This is a genomic window from Methylobacterium persicinum (assembly GCF_022179525.1).
In the GTDB taxonomy this organism is placed as follows: Bacteria; Pseudomonadota; Alphaproteobacteria; order Rhizobiales; family Beijerinckiaceae; genus Methylobacterium; species Methylobacterium persicinum.
Window position 1 is genome coordinate 15,753 of sequence record NZ_BPQX01000033.1, and the last position, 15,871, is coordinate 31,623.

15 protein-coding genes are annotated in these 15,871 nt (G+C 68.6%); 8 read left to right on the forward strand and 7 right to left on the reverse strand.

All coding sequences use genetic code 11. From position 1 onward, the window contains the following. Window positions 1–7: 7 nt before the first annotated feature. The 3 genes from MFF22_RS13970 to MFF22_RS13980 all read right to left on the reverse strand — a co-directional run bounded on the left by MFF22_RS13970 (window position 8) and on the right by MFF22_RS13980 (window position 2,951). Entirely contained in the window at window positions 8–970 is a 963-nt protein-coding gene (locus tag MFF22_RS13970) for a TIM44-like domain-containing protein (RefSeq protein ID WP_238249579.1), read from the reverse strand. A gap of 111 nt (window positions 971–1,081) precedes the next feature. Continuing rightward, the gene (locus MFF22_RS13975; RefSeq protein ID WP_238249580.1) at window positions 1,082–2,170 is read right to left on the reverse strand and encodes a two-component system sensor histidine kinase NtrB; all 1,089 of its coding nucleotides are present in this window, start codon (window positions 2,168–2,170) and stop codon (window positions 1,082–1,084) included. Window positions 2,171–2,318: 148 nt separating this feature from the next. Beyond that, the gene (locus MFF22_RS13980; protein ID WP_238249581.1) at window positions 2,319–2,951 is read right to left on the reverse strand and encodes a S24 family peptidase; all 633 of its coding nucleotides are present in this window, start codon (window positions 2,949–2,951) and stop codon (window positions 2,319–2,321) included. Between the two features lie 239 nt (window positions 2,952–3,190). Here MFF22_RS13980 and MFF22_RS13985 point away from each other — a divergent pair, with 239 nt between their 5' ends. Next, window positions 3,191–3,541: a DUF952 domain-containing protein gene (locus MFF22_RS13985; protein WP_238249582.1), complete on the forward strand. Its 351-nt coding sequence runs from the start codon at window positions 3,191–3,193 to the stop codon at window positions 3,539–3,541. After that, window positions 3,538–4,611: a quinone-dependent dihydroorotate dehydrogenase gene (locus MFF22_RS13990; protein WP_238249583.1), complete on the forward strand. Its 1,074-nt coding sequence runs from the start codon at window positions 3,538–3,540 to the stop codon at window positions 4,609–4,611. Before MFF22_RS13985 ends, MFF22_RS13990 begins: the two co-directional genes overlap by 4 nt. Window positions 4,612–4,669: 58 nt before the next feature. Here MFF22_RS13990 and MFF22_RS13995 read toward each other — a convergent pair whose 3' ends face one another. Beyond that, window positions 4,670–5,563: an HpcH/HpaI aldolase/citrate lyase family protein gene (locus MFF22_RS13995; protein ID WP_238249584.1), complete on the reverse strand. Its 894-nt coding sequence runs from the start codon at window positions 5,561–5,563 to the stop codon at window positions 4,670–4,672. Window positions 5,564–5,819: 256 nt separating this feature from the next. Here MFF22_RS13995 and MFF22_RS14000 point away from each other — a divergent pair, with 256 nt between their 5' ends. Then, a complete protein-coding gene (locus tag MFF22_RS14000; RefSeq protein ID WP_238249585.1) occupies window positions 5,820–6,149 on the forward strand; it encodes a hypothetical protein in 330 nt (109 codons plus the stop codon). Between the two features lie 8 nt (window positions 6,150–6,157). On the opposite strand, the gene MFF22_RS14005 is transcribed toward MFF22_RS14000, so the two are convergent. Both MFF22_RS14005 and MFF22_RS14010 read right to left on the reverse strand, forming a co-directional pair. Then, window positions 6,158–7,429, reverse strand: a complete 1,272-nt coding sequence (locus MFF22_RS14005) for an MATE family efflux transporter (RefSeq protein WP_238249791.1) — start codon at window positions 7,427–7,429, stop codon at window positions 6,158–6,160. 152 nt (window positions 7,430–7,581) lie between these two features. After that, window positions 7,582–7,911 carry a DUF6460 domain-containing protein gene (locus MFF22_RS14010; protein ID WP_238249586.1) on the reverse strand — a complete coding sequence of 110 codons (330 nt, stop codon included), beginning with the start codon at window positions 7,909–7,911 and terminating at the stop codon, window positions 7,582–7,584. A gap of 198 nt (window positions 7,912–8,109) precedes the next feature. Between MFF22_RS14010 and MFF22_RS14015 the strand changes: the two genes are divergently transcribed. The 3 genes from MFF22_RS14015 to pdeM are packed head-to-tail and all read left to right on the forward strand — an operon-like array spanning window position 8,110 to window position 12,337. After that, on the forward strand, window positions 8,110–9,066 hold the full coding sequence (locus MFF22_RS14015) for an alpha/beta hydrolase (RefSeq protein ID WP_238249587.1): 957 nt from the start codon (window positions 8,110–8,112) through the stop codon (window positions 9,064–9,066). Further along, entirely contained in the window at window positions 8,982–11,570 is a 2,589-nt protein-coding gene (locus MFF22_RS14020) for a ligase-associated DNA damage response DEXH box helicase (RefSeq protein WP_370877524.1), read from the forward strand. Before MFF22_RS14015 ends, MFF22_RS14020 begins: the two co-directional genes overlap by 85 nt. 53 nt (window positions 11,571–11,623) lie before the next feature. Continuing rightward, window positions 11,624–12,337 carry a ligase-associated DNA damage response endonuclease PdeM gene (pdeM, locus tag MFF22_RS14025; protein ID WP_238249588.1) on the forward strand — a complete coding sequence of 238 codons (714 nt, stop codon included), beginning with the start codon at window positions 11,624–11,626 and terminating at the stop codon, window positions 12,335–12,337. A 249-nt stretch (window positions 12,338–12,586) separates the two neighbouring features. On the opposite strand, the gene MFF22_RS14030 is transcribed toward pdeM, so the two are convergent. Continuing rightward, the gene (locus tag MFF22_RS14030) at window positions 12,587–13,579 is read right to left on the reverse strand and encodes a magnesium transporter CorA family protein (RefSeq protein ID WP_238249589.1); all 993 of its coding nucleotides are present in this window, start codon (window positions 13,577–13,579) and stop codon (window positions 12,587–12,589) included. A 204-nt stretch (window positions 13,580–13,783) separates the two neighbouring features. Here MFF22_RS14030 and groES point away from each other — a divergent pair, with 204 nt between their 5' ends. Together groES and groL are read left to right on the forward strand one after the other, a co-directional pair. After that, window positions 13,784–14,074, forward strand: a complete 291-nt coding sequence (gene groES, locus MFF22_RS14035; RefSeq protein WP_238249590.1) for a co-chaperone GroES — start codon at window positions 13,784–13,786, stop codon at window positions 14,072–14,074. A gap of 86 nt (window positions 14,075–14,160) precedes the next feature. Continuing rightward, window positions 14,161–15,804: a chaperonin GroEL gene (gene groL / locus MFF22_RS14040; protein WP_238249591.1), complete on the forward strand. Its 1,644-nt coding sequence runs from the start codon at window positions 14,161–14,163 to the stop codon at window positions 15,802–15,804. Window positions 15,805–15,871 lie beyond the last annotated feature (67 nt).

The window sequence follows — 15,871 nt, forward strand, 5'->3', positions numbered from 1 at the left end:
TCTGGTTTTACCGGGTCTGCTGGATGGCCGAGAGCACCCAGCCGCGGCCCGGCTGGCGCTGGAAGGTCCAGAGCTCGGTCGCCTCGGGATCGCCGTTGGCGACGACCCGGCCGCTGCCGCGTTCCATCGTGACGTCCCGCAGGGCGTACCGCATGGCGACGGTGGCGTAATCGGTCCGGTCCTCACCCCAGGCTTCCGCGAGGTCGCCCTGGAGAAGCTTGACGTCCGAGATCCGATTCACAACCCCCCGCGAGGCATTTCCTTGCAATTCCTCATCGAAGTAGCCGACCATTTCCGGCGTGGCGAGGTTCGACAGCGACACCCGATCCTCGCGGGAATAGGCATCCTGGATCTCGCCGAGCAGCTTCTCGAACGCCTGAAAGTCGTTCGGGCCGATCTGCACCTGTCGCATCTGCGGCGAGCGGGGCGCAGCCCCGGCCGCGCCGCCGCCGAAACCGCCCATCGGGCCGCCCATTCCGGGGGCGGGTCCGCCGGGCCCGGTGCGCGCATAGGAAGCCGCTCCCGGCTCGTTGCGGCGCCGGAAGAAGCGCAGCGCCAGCATGACGACGACGATGACGAGGCCGACCTGGAACAGCATGCCGATCATGGACGCCAATCCGCCGAGGCCGCCAAAGAAGCCGCTGCCGAAGAGGGCTCCGAGAAGCCCAGCGCCGAGTAGGCCCGCGAAGAAGCCGCCGCCGAACCGCCTGCCGGAGGGCTGCATTCCAGGGTTCGCCATCCCAGGATTGTTCATTCCCGGCGACGGGGCCGTCTGGCTGCGCTGCATCGTCATGCCGCCGCCCGGCGCCGTGGGTGTCGCCGAGGGGGCCGTGTAGGTGCGCGATCCGCGCGAACCCATGGATCCGCCGCCGCCGGGCCGGGCCTCGGCGATGGGGGCCGCGACGGTCAGCGCCGCGGCGAGCGCCAGGAGGGCCGCCCTGCGCCGGCCGCGCGTACGTAAAGTGGACATGAAACGCCTCAGAAGACGAACCGGCGACGACGCCGCCGGGGACGATATGGGAACGGCTGTGCGTCGGTTTTAGTCCGTGTGCCAGCGTATCGGCCTAAGCCGGCCTGCTTTTCAGTGCAGAACACGCTCGGATGCGGCTGGAAGGACGAGGCGCACGCGGGTGCCGCCGCCGGGCTCGCTGTCGAGGGAAATGGTGCCGTTCTGGCGCTTCATCAGGCCGTGGACGATGGCGAGGCCTGCGCCGCGTCCCGCCTCGCGGCTGGTCTGGAACGGCGCAAGGGCCCGCGCCAGCATCTCCGGCGACATGCCGTGGCCGGTATCCCCGACGATGATCCCCACCGCGCCGTGGCCGGGATTCTGAAGGGTGCGGTCGCCCGGTTCGATGTGAAAGGTCGCGAGCGTCAGCAGACCCCCGTCCGGCATCGCCTCGCAGGCGTTGGAGACTAGGTGCCGGAGGGCGAACTCGATTTGCGTCGGGTTTGTCATGGCGCGGGGCAGCCCCGGCGTCGATGCGACGGACAACCGGATGCCGGGTGGAAGGTCGGCGCGCAGGCGTTCGCTCAATTCGGCCAGGAGCGCATCGAGATCCACCGGCCTGACGTCGGGCGCGATGCGGCGGGAATAGGCCAGCAAATGCCGGGTCAGAATCGCGGCGCGCTCCGTGGCGTCGGCGGAGCGGGAGATCGCCCGCTGGATGAACGGCTCGGGCCGGTCGCCGAGGCGGCGCTTGAGCCCGTCGATGTAGCCGATCAGAATCTGCAGGAAGTTGTTGAACTCGTGGGCGACACTGTTGGTCAGCAGCCCTAGCGCCTCCCGCTGGCGGGAGAGGGCCAGTGCCGCCTCGGCCTCGTGCCGAACCGTCACGTCCAGGACCTGACCGATCCGGTATGGGCCGTCGCCGATGGGGGCGAGGGTCAGGTTCGCCCAGAACGTCGCACCATCGGCCTTTCTGGCGAGGAACTCCTTTGCGCCCGAGGCTGACGGATCGAAGTCGTGCTCCCCGGGAAATGCCAGGGCATCGAGGCCCCTCCCTTTGAGCGTGGCTTCGTCGAACCCGGTGAGGGCATGGAGCGCTGGATTGGCCCACAGGATCGCGCCGGTCGTATCAACGGCAAGGCTCGGCGTCGGCAGGGCGGCGAGCACCGCACGGACGGCAGGACCGAAGGGAGCCGCGTCGGAATCCGAATCAGGCTGCGCCATCCCCGCCTTCGCAAAAACCGTTTGCGGCCGGGCCTCCGGGGCCGGGCCATGACGTCGGGTAGCCTCGAAAGCTTGCGCCGATGCCGGAACCAAGATCGCGTCCGCGGCGCCGGTGTCCAGGCCCCGGCGCGCGATCTCTCCCTGGTCGCTATTGGCGAACCCACATGACGCGGGCCATCCAGGCGATCTCGCCGACGTTCAGGATACGGTCGGCGTGCTCCGGGTTCAGGGAGGCCAGTTCCACCGTGCGCGCCGTACGGCGGCGCAGTTCCTTCGCCAGCACCTCACCCCCATGAAGCCGGGCGACGACGCGGTCGCCCTTGCGCACGCTCGCCGTTGGCGAAACGATCAGCACGTCCCCATCACGGAAGAGGGGCATCATCGAATCGCCCTGCACTTCCAGGGCGAAGGCTCTCTCCTCACCGAGATCGGGAAACTCGATCTCTTCCCAGCCCGGTCCGCCGGTCGGCATGCCCTCGTCGGTAAAGACCCGGCCGGAACCCGCCTGCGTGAGGCCGATCAGCGGCACCATCGTCTGTGCGGGGACGGCCCGGGCTTCGATCAGGCGCAGGAACTCGTCGAGGCTGGACCCGGTCGCCGCCAGGACCTTCGAGATCGATTCTGTGGAGGGCCACCGCTTGCGCCCGTCGGCGCCGACGCGCTTGGACCGGTTGAAGCTCGTGGCGTCGAGGCCAGCCCGCCGGGCAAGGCCCGAGGCCGAATAGCCGTGGCGCTCGGCCAGGCGATCTATGGCGTTCCAGATCTGTTCGTGCGACAGCATGCGACCCGCCGAGTCTGGTCTGACTGGTCCGGCGACCCCGGCCCGCATGATGCCGGCGAAGGTCAGCCCTATGCGCCGGCCCGGCTGAGACGCTCAGCCTAGTGCTAGGAAACTAGAACTACAACCCGCGAATTGCAATCAAAACCAGAAGTGTTGGTTCCGGATCGGTGGCCAACCGGGCCGTGCCAGTTGCCGGAGGGCGCCGGCCCCTCTATCGCACCTGCCGCAGGAACATCGCCATGTCGCTCATCTACAAGATCTGCCCGCGGTCCCTCTGGCAGGAGGCGACCGCCCAGGGCCGTTTCACCGGGGCGCCGGTGGACCATGCGGATGGCTTCATCCATTTCTCCACGGCGGCCCAGGTCGCGGAGACCGCCGCCCGGCATTTCGCCGGACAAGGCGAACTCGTGCTGATCGTTGTCGAGGCCGATCGGCTGGGCCCCGCCCTCCGCTACGAGGCATCCCGGGGCGGAGACCTGTTTCCGCACCTGTACGGCGACCTCGCCCTCACGGCGGTGATCGACGTCGAGGATTTGCCCATCGGCCCCGATGGGCGCCACAGCTTCCCCGAGGGAATCGTTCCGCAATGATCGCCGCGGCCTTCCCGCTGGTTCGCCCGCTGCTGCACCGCCTCGACGCGGAACGCGCCCACGACCTGACGATCCGCGCCCTGGCGATGCTGCCGCGGCCTTCTCCGGCCGCCGACGATCCCTGCCTTGCGGTGGAGGTGCTGGGGCGGCGCTTTCCGAACCCGGTGGGCTTAGCCGCCGGTTTCGACAAGGGCGCCCGCGCTGCCGATGCCCTGCTCGGTCTCGGCTTTGGATTCGTGGAAGTAGGCGGGGTCGTCCCGCGACCGCAGCCCGGCAATCCGAAACCGCGGGTCTTCAGGCTGCCCGGCGACCGGGCCGTGATCAACCGCTTCGGCTTGAACAGCGAGGGGCTGGCGGTGGTGGTCGAGCGGCTGCGGGACCGGTCTGGCCGTCCGGGCATCGTCGGCGTCAACATCGGCGCCAACAAGGAGTCCACCGACCGGCTGGCCGACTACGTCGCCTGCACCGCCGCCCTCGTCCCGTACGTGTCCTTCGTGACCGTCAACGTGTCCTCCCCCAACACGCCCGGCCTGCGGGATCTGCAGGGCGAAGCCTTCCTCGATGAGCTTCTGGCCCGGGTCGTCGCGGCGAGGGACGAGGGCGGAAGCCGGGCGGCCATCCTGCTGAAGATAGCCCCGGACATGGCCCTCGATGCCCTCGACGCCATCTGCGAGACCGCCCGGCGCAGGGGGGTGGAAGCCCTCGTGGTCTCGAATACGACCGTCGACCGGCCGGCGAACCTGCGGGAGACGACCCTGGCCCGGGAGACAGGCGGCCTTTCCGGGCGACCGCTCTTCGCTCCGGCGACGCGGATGCTGGCTCAGACCTGGCTGAGGGTCGGTGATGCGATCCCCCTCGTCGGGGTCGGCGGCGTGGATTCGGCCGAAGCCGCCTGGACGAAGATCCGCGCGGGGGCGAGCCTCGTTCAGCTCTACTCCGCCCTCGTCTACGAGGGCCCTGGTCTCGTCGGCCGGATCAAGCGTGGCCTCGCCGAGCGCGTCCGCGCCGAGGGCGGCGCCGGCATCGGTGCCTTCATCGGCCACGATGCCCGGGCATTGGCGGAGGGATGAGTTTTCGGAAGGGCATCGCGCCCTCCTGACGGTTCGGGCCGGAATTCGGATCCCCCGATCAGAATCCCTTGGCCTGGATGGCTTCCGCCCAGGTGACGGCCCGGCGGTTCATGGCGAGGTGCTGGCGCTCGTAGAGACGGCCCTCCAGCTTGATCGCGCCGCGCTTGGCGTATTCTGGCCGCTCAAAGGCTTCGAGCACCATCTTGGCACGGCGAACCTCCTCCTCCGTCGGCGCGAAGGAGGTGTTGGCCGGCTCCAGCTGACTGGGGTGGATCAGCGTCTTGCCGTCGAAGCCGAGATCCCGGGCCTGGAGGCATTCGATCCGGCAGCCCTCCACGTCCGAAATGTCGTTGAACACGCCGTCGAGGATGTTGAGGCCCTCCGAACGGGCGGCGGCCAGGGCGGTCATCATCCAGGGCAGCATCGGCGCCCGGCCGGGCACGATCTTGGCCCAGGTGTCCTTGGCGAGGTCGTTGGTGCCGAGGACGAGGCAGGTCAGGCGGTTGCGCCGGTCCCGGCGGGCCTTGGCGATCTCGTGAATGTTGAGGATCGAAGCCGGCGTTTCGATCATCGCCCAGACACGGATCTCCTCCGGCGCATCGAGGGATTCGAGGCGGTCGGCGATGCTCTCTAGCACCGCCGGGGACGACACCTTCGGCATCAGGATCGCATCGGGCTTGGCTTCGATGGCGGCGTGGAGGTCGGCCTCGCCCCAGGGCGTTTGCGGTGCGTTGACGCGAATGATGAGTTCGCGCTCGCCGTATCCCCCGTTCTTCACGGCCGCGCAGACCTGCTCCCGCGCCGCTTCCTTCTCCTCCGGCCCGACGGCGTCCTCAAGGTCGAGGATGATGCAATCGCAGGGGAGCGTCTTGGCCTTCTCGAGGGCGCGCTGGTTCGAACCGGGCATGTAGAGGACGCTGCGGCGCAGGCGAAGATCGGTCAGCGTGGCCATGGCTTGGTCCTTCCCTCGCGGCGCTCCGGCCGCTCGTTGTGTCCGCCGCGATCTTGGCGGAGGCGGGCATGAGCCCCGGTGATCGCGTTGCGCTGCACACTAAACCAGGGAGCGACGCACGCCATCAGCGTTTCGCACCCTGGATTGAGGACGCGGGCCGTTTGACACCTGCCCATTTCAGCGTTGATGGGCCGTGGTTTCGTCACGGTCGCGGGATTCAAGGCCCGCTGAACACGCTGAGATTGTGGACTTTTCGATGAACCGGACTTTCGTGATCCTGGCCCTCGCCGGGTCTCTGGCCCTGCCGCAGGCGGCGCTGGCCCAGAGCCGGACGACGATCGGCGTGGGCTCGGGCGCCGTGGCGGGTGCGCTGGTGGGAGGGCCGATCGGCGCCGTGGCGGGCGCGGTGATCGGTGGAGTGATCGGCAATTCCAGCGAGCGGAGCGGGCGCCGCCATGTTCGCCGGAGACGCCGTGTCGCCGTCGCGCGACTTGTGCTGCAGCGCCGGGCCGAGGCGGCGCTTCCCCGTGCGACCCCCGTCGCCACGCCCGTCGCCTCGGCGACGACGTGGAAGGATCCGCACTGAGGTCTGGTTCAGACGGAGGGAAAGGTTCTGCGGGCAAGGCCGGGATAGGCGATGGCCTGCCCGGTTCCCCGGGCCGCGAGGAAGATCACGAAGGCGATCCAGAGGCCCGCGTTGCCGAGGCCCAGACCGTGCACCACAGCCAGGGCGATGCCGAAGGCGATGAGGGCAAGCAGCATGAGGTTGCGCATCGCCCGCGTCCACGTCGCGCCGATATATATGCCGTCGTAGGCGAAGGCCGTCGCCGCCGCGAGGGGTGCCAGGGCCGCCAGGGGGAGGAAAGCCCGCGCCGCGTCGCGCACGGAGCCGTTCGTCGTCACGAAGTCGATGAAGGATGTACCCCCCGCAAGCGCGAGCAGGCTCACCGCCAGCCCGAAGCCGAGGCACCAGCGAAGGCTCAGGGACGCTGCCGCACGAAAGCCCGCGGCGTCCCGGGCGCCCACCGACTGGCCGCACAGGGTCTCCGCCGCGGTGGCGAAACCATCGAGGAAGAAGCCGCCGATCAGGAAGAGATTCCAGAGCACCGCGTTGGCGGCCAGGATCACGTCGCCCTGCCTCGCACCGAGCGCAGAGAACACGACGATGGCCGCGATGATGGCCAGGGTCCGCAGGATGACGTCGATGTTGACGCTCAGGGTCCGCCGCAGAGCCGCCGCGTCGCGGATCTCCGCCAGCGGTATGCGGAACGGGTGGGAGCCGAGGCGCGTCACGACGAAGAGGCCAAGCGCCAAGCCTGCCGCTTCCGCCCCCAAGGCGGCGAGGGCTGCACCGGCGATCCCGAAATCGGCGCCGAGCACCAGGGCGAGCGTCAGGGCGATGTTGATGAGGTTGATGGCGACCTGCAGCATGAGCCCCAGATCCGTCCGCCCCCGGCCGAGGACGGAACCCAGCACCGCGTAGTTGGCCAGCGCGAAGGGGGCGGACAGGATCCGGATGTGGAAGTAGCTCGCGAGCGCCACGACCACCGCCGGGCTCGCTCCGCTCAAGGACATTGCCGCCTGGCCGATCGGCCACTGCAGCAGCACCATGATGAGGCCCGCCAGCCCCCCGGCGGCGAGAGCCCGGGCGAGGCTCCGGTCAACCTCGGACTTGTTTCCAGCCCCCACGGCCTGGGCCGTCAGCCCCGCCGTCGCCATTCGCAGGGACCCGAAGGACCAGAAGATCGCATCGAAGATGACGGCGCCCAGCGAGATTGCGCCCAGCAGGGCCGCATCGCCGAGACGGCCGATCACCGCGGCACCGACGAAGCCGAGGAGCGGCGTCGTTACGTTGGCCAACGTCATCGGCAACGCGAGCGTCAGGACGCGCCGATGGCTGGTGGGGATCGGCGTCGAGAGTGTCACGGCGGAGCCTCGCAGCCTATGCGCGGCTTAAGCCCGTCCGGCCTCCGACCATGCAGCGTCCGTGCGCCCGCGCACAAGACGCCGCGTCATCCTCAGCGGGAAACGGCGAAGAGCCGGGCGATCAGCCAGAGTGGCACCACCACGATGGCGCCGGCGACGATCCACCCGGTCAGATCGTGAAGCTGCGTCGCGGCGAGATGGACGAGGTCCTGCACCGAATCGACCACACGCCAGAACAACAGCCCCGGCGTGACCCCGAGCATCGACATGAAGGCGCCGACGAGGACGGAGAGGAACAGGAGGCGCAGGAAGACGCCCGCGGGCGAGCCGCCGAGGAACCGGCGCAGGGCCGAGGGCTGTCCGGCGGGGTATGCCCCGTGGGGCGGCGCATCGGCGGGGTGTCTGTCGTGATCGAGCAGCATGGATTCTCTCACTCGGGCACGTTCCCATCGTCCCGGAAGCGGGCATAACCGTGGCCGGTTCACCACACCGTCCCGAAAGTCGATGTGATCCGCGATGGTGGCGGATTTCGCCGCCGACCCCCAGATGGCAAGCATGGCGAGGCGCGCCAAGATGTCGGACATGCTACCCGCATCCTGCCGGCCGATAGAGACGAGAGAATGATCGACCACGCCCTCTTCGACCCGGCGACGATCGATCCCGAGACGAAGCGGCTCAACGCCGAGATCGTCGCCGCCCACGCTGCCCTGGACGATCCCTGGTCGCTCCCGCTCGCGGAAGTGCGCGCCCGTCGCCGGGCCGGAACCCAGGCCTCCCCGGCCATGCCCCGCAGTGCCAGGGCCGAATGGCTGACCATCGAGGGGCCGGACGGCCCTCTGCGCCTGCGGTGCATCCGCCCGAAACCCGGCATCAAGCTCCGGGGTGCCTATCTGCACATCCATCGGGGTGGCTGGATCTGGGGCTCGGCCGACGAGCAGGATCCCTGGCTGGAGCGGGTCGCGGATACTTGCGGCTTCATCACCCTCTCGGTGGAATATCGCCTCGCCCCCGAGCATCCCTACCCGGCCGCCCTCCTCGATTGCGAAGCCGCCGCCCTGTGGCTCGCCGGTCCCGGCCGGGCGGAGCTGGGCGTCCACGCCCTGACCATCGGCGGCGAATCGGTGGGTGCCCACCTTGCCGTGATGGTGATGCTGCGCCTGCGCGACAAGGAGGGGCTCGGCCGGGCCTTCCGGGGGGCCAACCTGAATGCCGGCTTCTTCGATCTCGGTCTCACCCCGTCCGTTCGCAACTGGGGCGCGGAACGCCTCGTCGTGAACACCGAGGACCTGACCCGCTTCGCCGACGGCTATGTCCGGGAGGGCATCGACCGGCGCCGGCCGGACGTGTCGCCGATCTATGCCGACCTGAAGGGCCTACCACCGGCCTTGTTCACGGTGGGCACCTGTGATCCGCTGTTGGATGACACGCTCTACATGTCCGCCCGCTGGGCGGCGGCCGGCAACGGCGGGCATACGGCGATCTATCCCGGAGGATGCCACGTCTTCGTGCGGTATCCCGGCACGATGAGCGAGCGCGCCCTCGAACTGATCGACCGTTTCCTCATGGCCCTCGCCTGAACGGGCCGGCGGACGGCCTTCCCCCCGCCTTCCAGGCGTGGTTCGCATCGCGGGGCTGGACGCCCCGCAGCCACCAGCTCGACCTCGTGCGTCTCGTCCGCGGCGAACGGTCGGCGCTCCTCGTGGCGCCGACCGGGGCCGGCAAGACGCTGGCGGGCTTCCTGCCGAGCCTCGTCTTCCTCGCGGAGCGCAACGGCCCCCGGTCCAAGAAGCCGGTTCTCCATACCCTCTACATCTCGCCCCTGAAGGCGCTGGCCGTCGACATCGCCCGAAACCTCGAGGCGCCCATCGCCGGGATCGGCCTCGACGTCCGCGTCGAGACCCGGACCGGTGACACCCCGTCCCACAAGCGGACCCGGCAAGTCAGCCGTCCGCCGGACATCCTGCTGACGACGCCGGAGCAGCTCTCCCTGCTCATCGCCCACCGGGAGGCGGCTGATCTGTTTGCGGGCCTGCGCTGCGTCATCCTCGACGAACTGCACGCCCTCGTCACGTCGAAGCGGGGCGATCTGCTGTCCCTGGCGATGGCGCGTCTGCACAAGCTCAGCCCCGGCCTGACCGCGATCGGGCTCTCGGCGACGGTGCGCGAGCCGGACGAGTTGCGGCGGTATCTCGTGCCGCAGACGCCGTCCCCCCTCCCTCCCCTCGCCGACCTCGTGGTCGTGGCCGGGGGCGCCAGGGCGGACCTGCGGATGCTCGATCTCGGGCGGCCCCTGCCGATCTCCGGCCACACGGCCTGGCACTCGATGGAGGCCATCTACGACCTCATCAAGCAGCACCGGACGACACTCGTCTTCGTCAACACGCGGCTTCAGGCGGAGTACACCTTCCAGGAACTGTGGCGCCTCAACGAGGACACCCTGCCCATCGCCATCCATCACGGCTCCCTCGATGCGGGTCAGCGGCGGCGGGTGGAGGCGGCGATGGCGGCGGGGGCGCTGAGGGCCATCGTCTGCACGGCGACGCTCGACCTCGGCATCGATTGGGGCGACGTCGATCTCGTGGTCAATGTCGGTGCTCCGAAGGGGGCGAGCCGGATCATGCAGCGGATCGGCAGGGCCAACCACCGGATGGACGAGCCTTCGAAGGCCTATCTCGTCCCCGGCAACCGGTTTGAGATGCTGGAATGCCAAGCGGCCCTCGACGCCGTCGAGGAGGCCGCCCAGGACACCCCCGATGCCCGTGAGGGCGCCCTCGACGTGCTGGCACAGCACGTCCTCGGCATGGCCTGCGCCGACGCCTTCGACGCGAGCGACCTCTACGACGAGATAGTCTCGGCCGCGCCTTATGCCGGCCTGACCTGGGAGCGGTTCGAGCAGGTCGTGGACTACGTGGCCACCGGCGGCTACGCCCTGCGGGCCTATGAGCGCTTCGCCAAGATCCTGCGGGGGCCGGATGGGCTGTGGCGGGTTCGCGACGCCCGCACCGCGCAAGCCTACCGGATGAATGTCGGCACCATCGTCGAGGCGGCCCGGGTCAAGGTGAGGCTCGGCCGGAGCCTGCGTGGCAAGCCCGGCGCGGTGCTGCCGAAGACCGGGCGAGTGCTCGGGGAGATCGAGGACGAGTTCGCCGAGACCCTGACCCCGGGCGATACCTTCCTCTTCGCGGGGGAAACCCTGAAATTCGAGGGGCTCGCCGAGGACGAAGCCCTCGTCACCCGTGCCCCACCGGGGACGGACCCTGCCATCCCCTCCTATGCCGGCTCGAAGTTCCCCCTCTCGACCTTACTCGCGGCCCGGGTGCGGGCGATCATCGCCGATCCGTTCGCGTGGGACCGGCTGCCGCGGCCCATCGGCGAGTATTTGCTGCAGCAACGCCGCCGCTCCGTCCTACCAGGAGAGCGAGATCTCCTTGTCGAGACCTTCCCCCGGGGCAAGCGCCACTACCTCACGGCTTTTCCGTTCGAGGGGCGCCTCGCGCACCAGACGCTGGGCATGCTGCTCACCCGGCGCCTGGAGCGGGCGGGGCTGCGGCCCCTCGGTTTCGCTGCCAACGATTACGGCATCGCCATCTGGATGACCCGGGACGTGTCCGAGCGTGCCGCCATCGACCCAGGTTTCATGGGCGAGCTGTTCGGCGAGGACATGCTCGGTGACGACCTCGAAGCGTGGCTCGACGAGTCGGCGATGATGAAGCGGACCTTCCGGCAATGTGCGGTGATCGCGGGGCTGATCGAGCGCCACCATCCCGGCCAGAAGAAGACGGGGCGTCAGGTCACGATCTCCACCGACCTGATCTTCGACGTGCTGCGCAAGCACGAGCCCGGACACCTCCTCCTCGCCGCCGCGCGGCAGGATGCGGCAACCGGACTCCTCGACGTGCGGCGTCTCGGTGTGATGCTAGAGCGCATCCAGGGGCGAATCATCCATCGCTCCCTCGACCGGGTATCGCCGCTGTCCGTCTCCGTGATGCTGGAGATCGGCCGCGAGCGGGTCTACGGCGAGGGGGCGGACGAGATTCTGGCCGAGGCGGAGGCGGAGCTTCTTCAAGAGGCCCTGGCTTGAGCCGCGGCCCGCACGACGGTTCGCCCTCCCCCGACACGTTAGAGGATGCCCTGGTGGCGGCCGGACTCCGACTCGAGAAGACTCAGAAGCACCCGACGATCACCCTGGCGGGCGAGGTGCTGACCCTCGACCTCTGCGGTGGGTTATGGCTCGAAGCCCACCGCACCCTGATCGTCTCCGATCTGCATCTTGAGAAGGGGTCGTCCTTCGCCGTCCGGTCGGGCCAGTTCCTGCCCCCCTACGACACCAGGGAGACGCTGGCCTGCCTGCACGAGGCGATCGTCCGCCACGATCCGGCCCGGGTGATCGCCCTGGGCGACTCCTTCCATGATGCCCGCGGCCCCGAGCGGATGGAGCCCGGTGACCGGGCCATGATCGCCGCGCTTCAAGAGGGCCGCGACTGGGTCTGGATCGCCGGCAACCACGATGCCGAGGTGGAGGAGGGCGTCGGCGGGCGCTACGCCGAGGCAATGACCCTCGGCGGGCTCGTACTGCGTCACGAGCCCGGCCCGGCTCCGGCTGTGGGCGAGATCGCCGGCCACCTCCATCCCTGTGGGAAGGTGGCGGCCCGCGGCCGGGCCGTGCGCCGCCGCTGCTTCGTCACCGACTGCCAGCGGCTGATCATGCCGGCGCTCGGCGCTTATGCCGGCGGCCTCAACGTCCGCGACAAGGCGTTCGACGCGGCCTTCCCGAAGGGCTTCACCGCCCACCTTCTCGGCGACGGACGGGTGTTCGCGATCGGCCGGGCCCAACTCGCCCGTGATTGATCGGTGCAGTGTGAGGGTCGGACCGTCGCGGCATCCGCGGCACCCTCACCGTTTCTGCCGACCCTCGCCGGGGTTCATTGCGACACCCGTCCCCTCCACACACCTCATCCTGAGGTGCGGCGATAGCCGCCTCGAAGGAGGGCTCCAGCCTGCCGCGCGATCCCCGGAAGGCTCCTTCGAGGCCCGCTGACGCGGGCACCACAGGATAGGAAGGAGGGTGGGACAGCCTCGACATGCGCGGCAGCCCCGCTAGAACCAGCCGCGGATCCGGAAATACACGATCGGAATGATTGCGCTCAGGAAGATCAACGTCAGGGCGTAGGGATAGCCGTAGGCCCAGTCCAGTTCCGGCATGTGCTTGAAGTTCATGCCGTACATCGATGCGATCAACGTCGGTGGAACTCCGACCACCGACACGACGGTGAGAACTCGAAAAACGTTGTTCTGCTCGATGTTGATGAGGCCGAGGGCCGCGTCGAGGAGGAACTGCACGTTCTCGGCAAGGCGGGTCTCGAACTCATCGAGGGATTCGATATCCCGGCGGATCGTCTCGAAACGCCCGTCGTCGGTCAATTCCAATCCTTCGCAGGCGCTGGACACGAAGGGCATGATCCGCTCCAAACCGAGCAGGCTGGCGCGGATCTTCCCAAGGACTTTCCCCCTCCGGCTGATCGCCCGCAGGATCCGGCGCAGGGCCAAGTCCCGGCGGCGGGGCGGCGGCTCTTCCAGGCGCTTGGCCGATGGTCCCCGGACGTCAAAATCGAAGATGCGGCTCGATAACGAATCCAGATCGACCGCCATCTCTTCCAAAGAGTCCGCGAGGCTGTCGACCAGTTCCTCGAGCAGGATGGTGAAGATCACGGCCGGATCGCCGCCTTCGTCCTCGGTGAGCCGCTTCGCGGCGGACCCGAAGGCACGCAGGTCGTGGAACCGGACGGTGACGAGGTGATCCTTCGTCAGCAGGAACCCCAAGGGCTTCAGCTGGGAATCGGCCTGTTCGAAGGTGATCATTGGCGTCGAGAGTGACAGCCCACCCTTCAGCCGACGGAGGCGGCTGGACGTTTCGACTTCCGAGAGGGCGGCCCGGGTCGGGATCCGCAGACCCGTCTCGGCTTCCACCTGGGCGACCTCTTCGGGCGACGGGTCGTACAAGTCGATCCACACGGTGCCACCGGGCACGCCATCTCCTCCGCCGGACGAGCCTGACCCAGCCCCGTGCCCGGCCCCATGAAAGTTCAGCATGTCCGGCAGCAATCCTGATGAAGGCGGCACGGCGCGGCCCGGCGGGGTGCGACCATCTTGACTCGGAACCGAGCGATGACTATCTCGCCAACGCGTTAGCACTCGTCATCTGAGAGTGCTAACAAGGGTGCTAATCGTGGGGTCGATGCGACCCGTCCGGGCCGCATCAACGCCATCTCCAGACCTGAAGCAAGAGGGCAGCTCATGAAGTTCCGTCCGCTGCACGACCGAGTGGTCGTCCGCCGCATCGAGAGCGAAGAGAGGACGAAGGGCGGGATCATCATCCCGGATTCCGCCAAGGAGAAGCCGCAAGAGGGCGAGATCATCGCCGTCGGGCCGGGCGCCCGCGACGAAAACGGCCGGGTGAATCCCCTCGACGTCAAGGCCGGCGACCGCGTGCTGTTCGGCAAGTGGTCCGGCACCGAGGTGAAGATCGACGGCGAAGACCTCCTCATCATGAAGGAGTCGGACATCATGGGCGTGGTCAACCTCTGACCTCCCTTCCGACCCTGACAGGCTTGAAGCCCCTTCTGAGGCCGCACCGGCCTCGGGGCGTATCCTCGAACCGAAAGAGCTAGGACATGGCAGCGAAAGACGTTCGTTTCTCCGCCGACGCCCGCGACAAGATGCTTCGCGGCGTCGACATCCTCGCGGACGCCGTCAAGGTGACCCTCGGCCCGAAGGGCCGTAACGTCGTGATCGAGAAGAGCTTCGGCGCCCCGCGCATCACCAAGGACGGTGTGACGGTCGCCAAGGAGATCGAGCTCGCCGACCGCTTCGAGAACATGGGCGCCCAGATGGTGCGCGAAGTGGCCTCGAAGACCAACGACATCGCCGGTGACGGCACCACCACCGCGACTGTGCTGGCCCAGGCCATCGTTCGCGAGGGCGCCAAGTACGTGGCCGCCGGCATCAACCCGATGGACCTGAAGCGCGGCATCGACCTCGCCACGGCCGCCGCGGTGAAGGACATCATCGCCCGCGCCAAGAAGGTCTCGACCTCCGACGAGGTCGCCCAGGTCGGCACGATCTCCGCCAACGGCGACAAGGAGATCGGCGAGATGATCGCCCACGCCATGCAGAAGGTGGGCAACGAGGGCGTCATCACCGTCGAGGAGGCCAAGACCGCCGAGACCGAGCTCGACGTCGTCGAGGGCATGCAGTTCGACCGCGGCTACCTCTCCCCGTACTTCATCACGAACGCGGAGAAGATGGTCGCCGAGCTCGAGGATCCCTACATCCTCATCCACGAGAAGAAGCTCTCGTCGCTCCAGGCCATGCTGCCGGTGCTCGAGGCGGTCGTTCAGACGGGCAAGCCCCTGCTGATCATCGCCGAGGACATCGAGGGCGAGGCGCTCGCCACCCTGGTGGTCAACAAGCTGCGCGGCGGCCTGAAGGTCGCGGCCGTCAAGGCTCCGGGCTTCGGTGATCGCCGCAAGGCGATGCTCGAGGACATCGCGATCCTGACCAAGGGCCAGATGATCGCCGAGGACCTCGGCATCAAGCTCGAGAACGTCTCCCTGCCGATGCTCGGCCGTGCCAAGCGCGTCCGCATCGAGAAGGAGAACACCACGATCATCGACGGCGTCGGCGAGAAGGCCGACATCGAGGGCCGTATCTCGCAGATCAAGGCGCAGATCGAGGAGACCACCTCGGACTACGACCGTGAGAAGCTGCAGGAGCGTCTGGCCAAGCTCGCGGGCGGCGTCGCGGTGATCCGCGTCGGCGGCGCGACCGAGGTCGAGGTGAAGGAGAAGAAGGACCGCGTCGACGACGCCCTGAACGCCACCCGCGCTGCGGTGGAAGAGGGTATCGTTCCCGGCGGCGGCACTGCCCTGCTCCGTGCCAAGAAGGCGGTTGCCGAGCTGAAGTCCGACATCCCGGACGTCCAGGCCGGCATCAAGATCGTCCTCAAGGCCCTTGAGGCCCCGATCCGCCAGATCGCTCAGAACGCGGGCGTCGAGGGCTCGATCGTGGTCGGCAAGATCACCGACAAGACCGACTCCGAGACCTGGGGCTTCAACGCCCAGACCGAAGAGTACGTCGACATGATCCAGGCCGGCATCGTCGACCCGGCCAAGGTCGTCCGCACCGCCCTTCAGGACGCGGCCTCGGTCGCCGGCCTGCTGGTTACGACGGAGGCGATGGTCGCCGACGCGCCGAAGAAGGACAGCGGCGCCCCCGCGATGCCGGGCGGCGGCGGCATGGGCGGCATGGACTTCTAAGTCCACGCCACCTGCTGAACCGGGAAGGGGGTCGCCGAAAGGCGGCCCCTTTTCTTTTGCGTGAGGT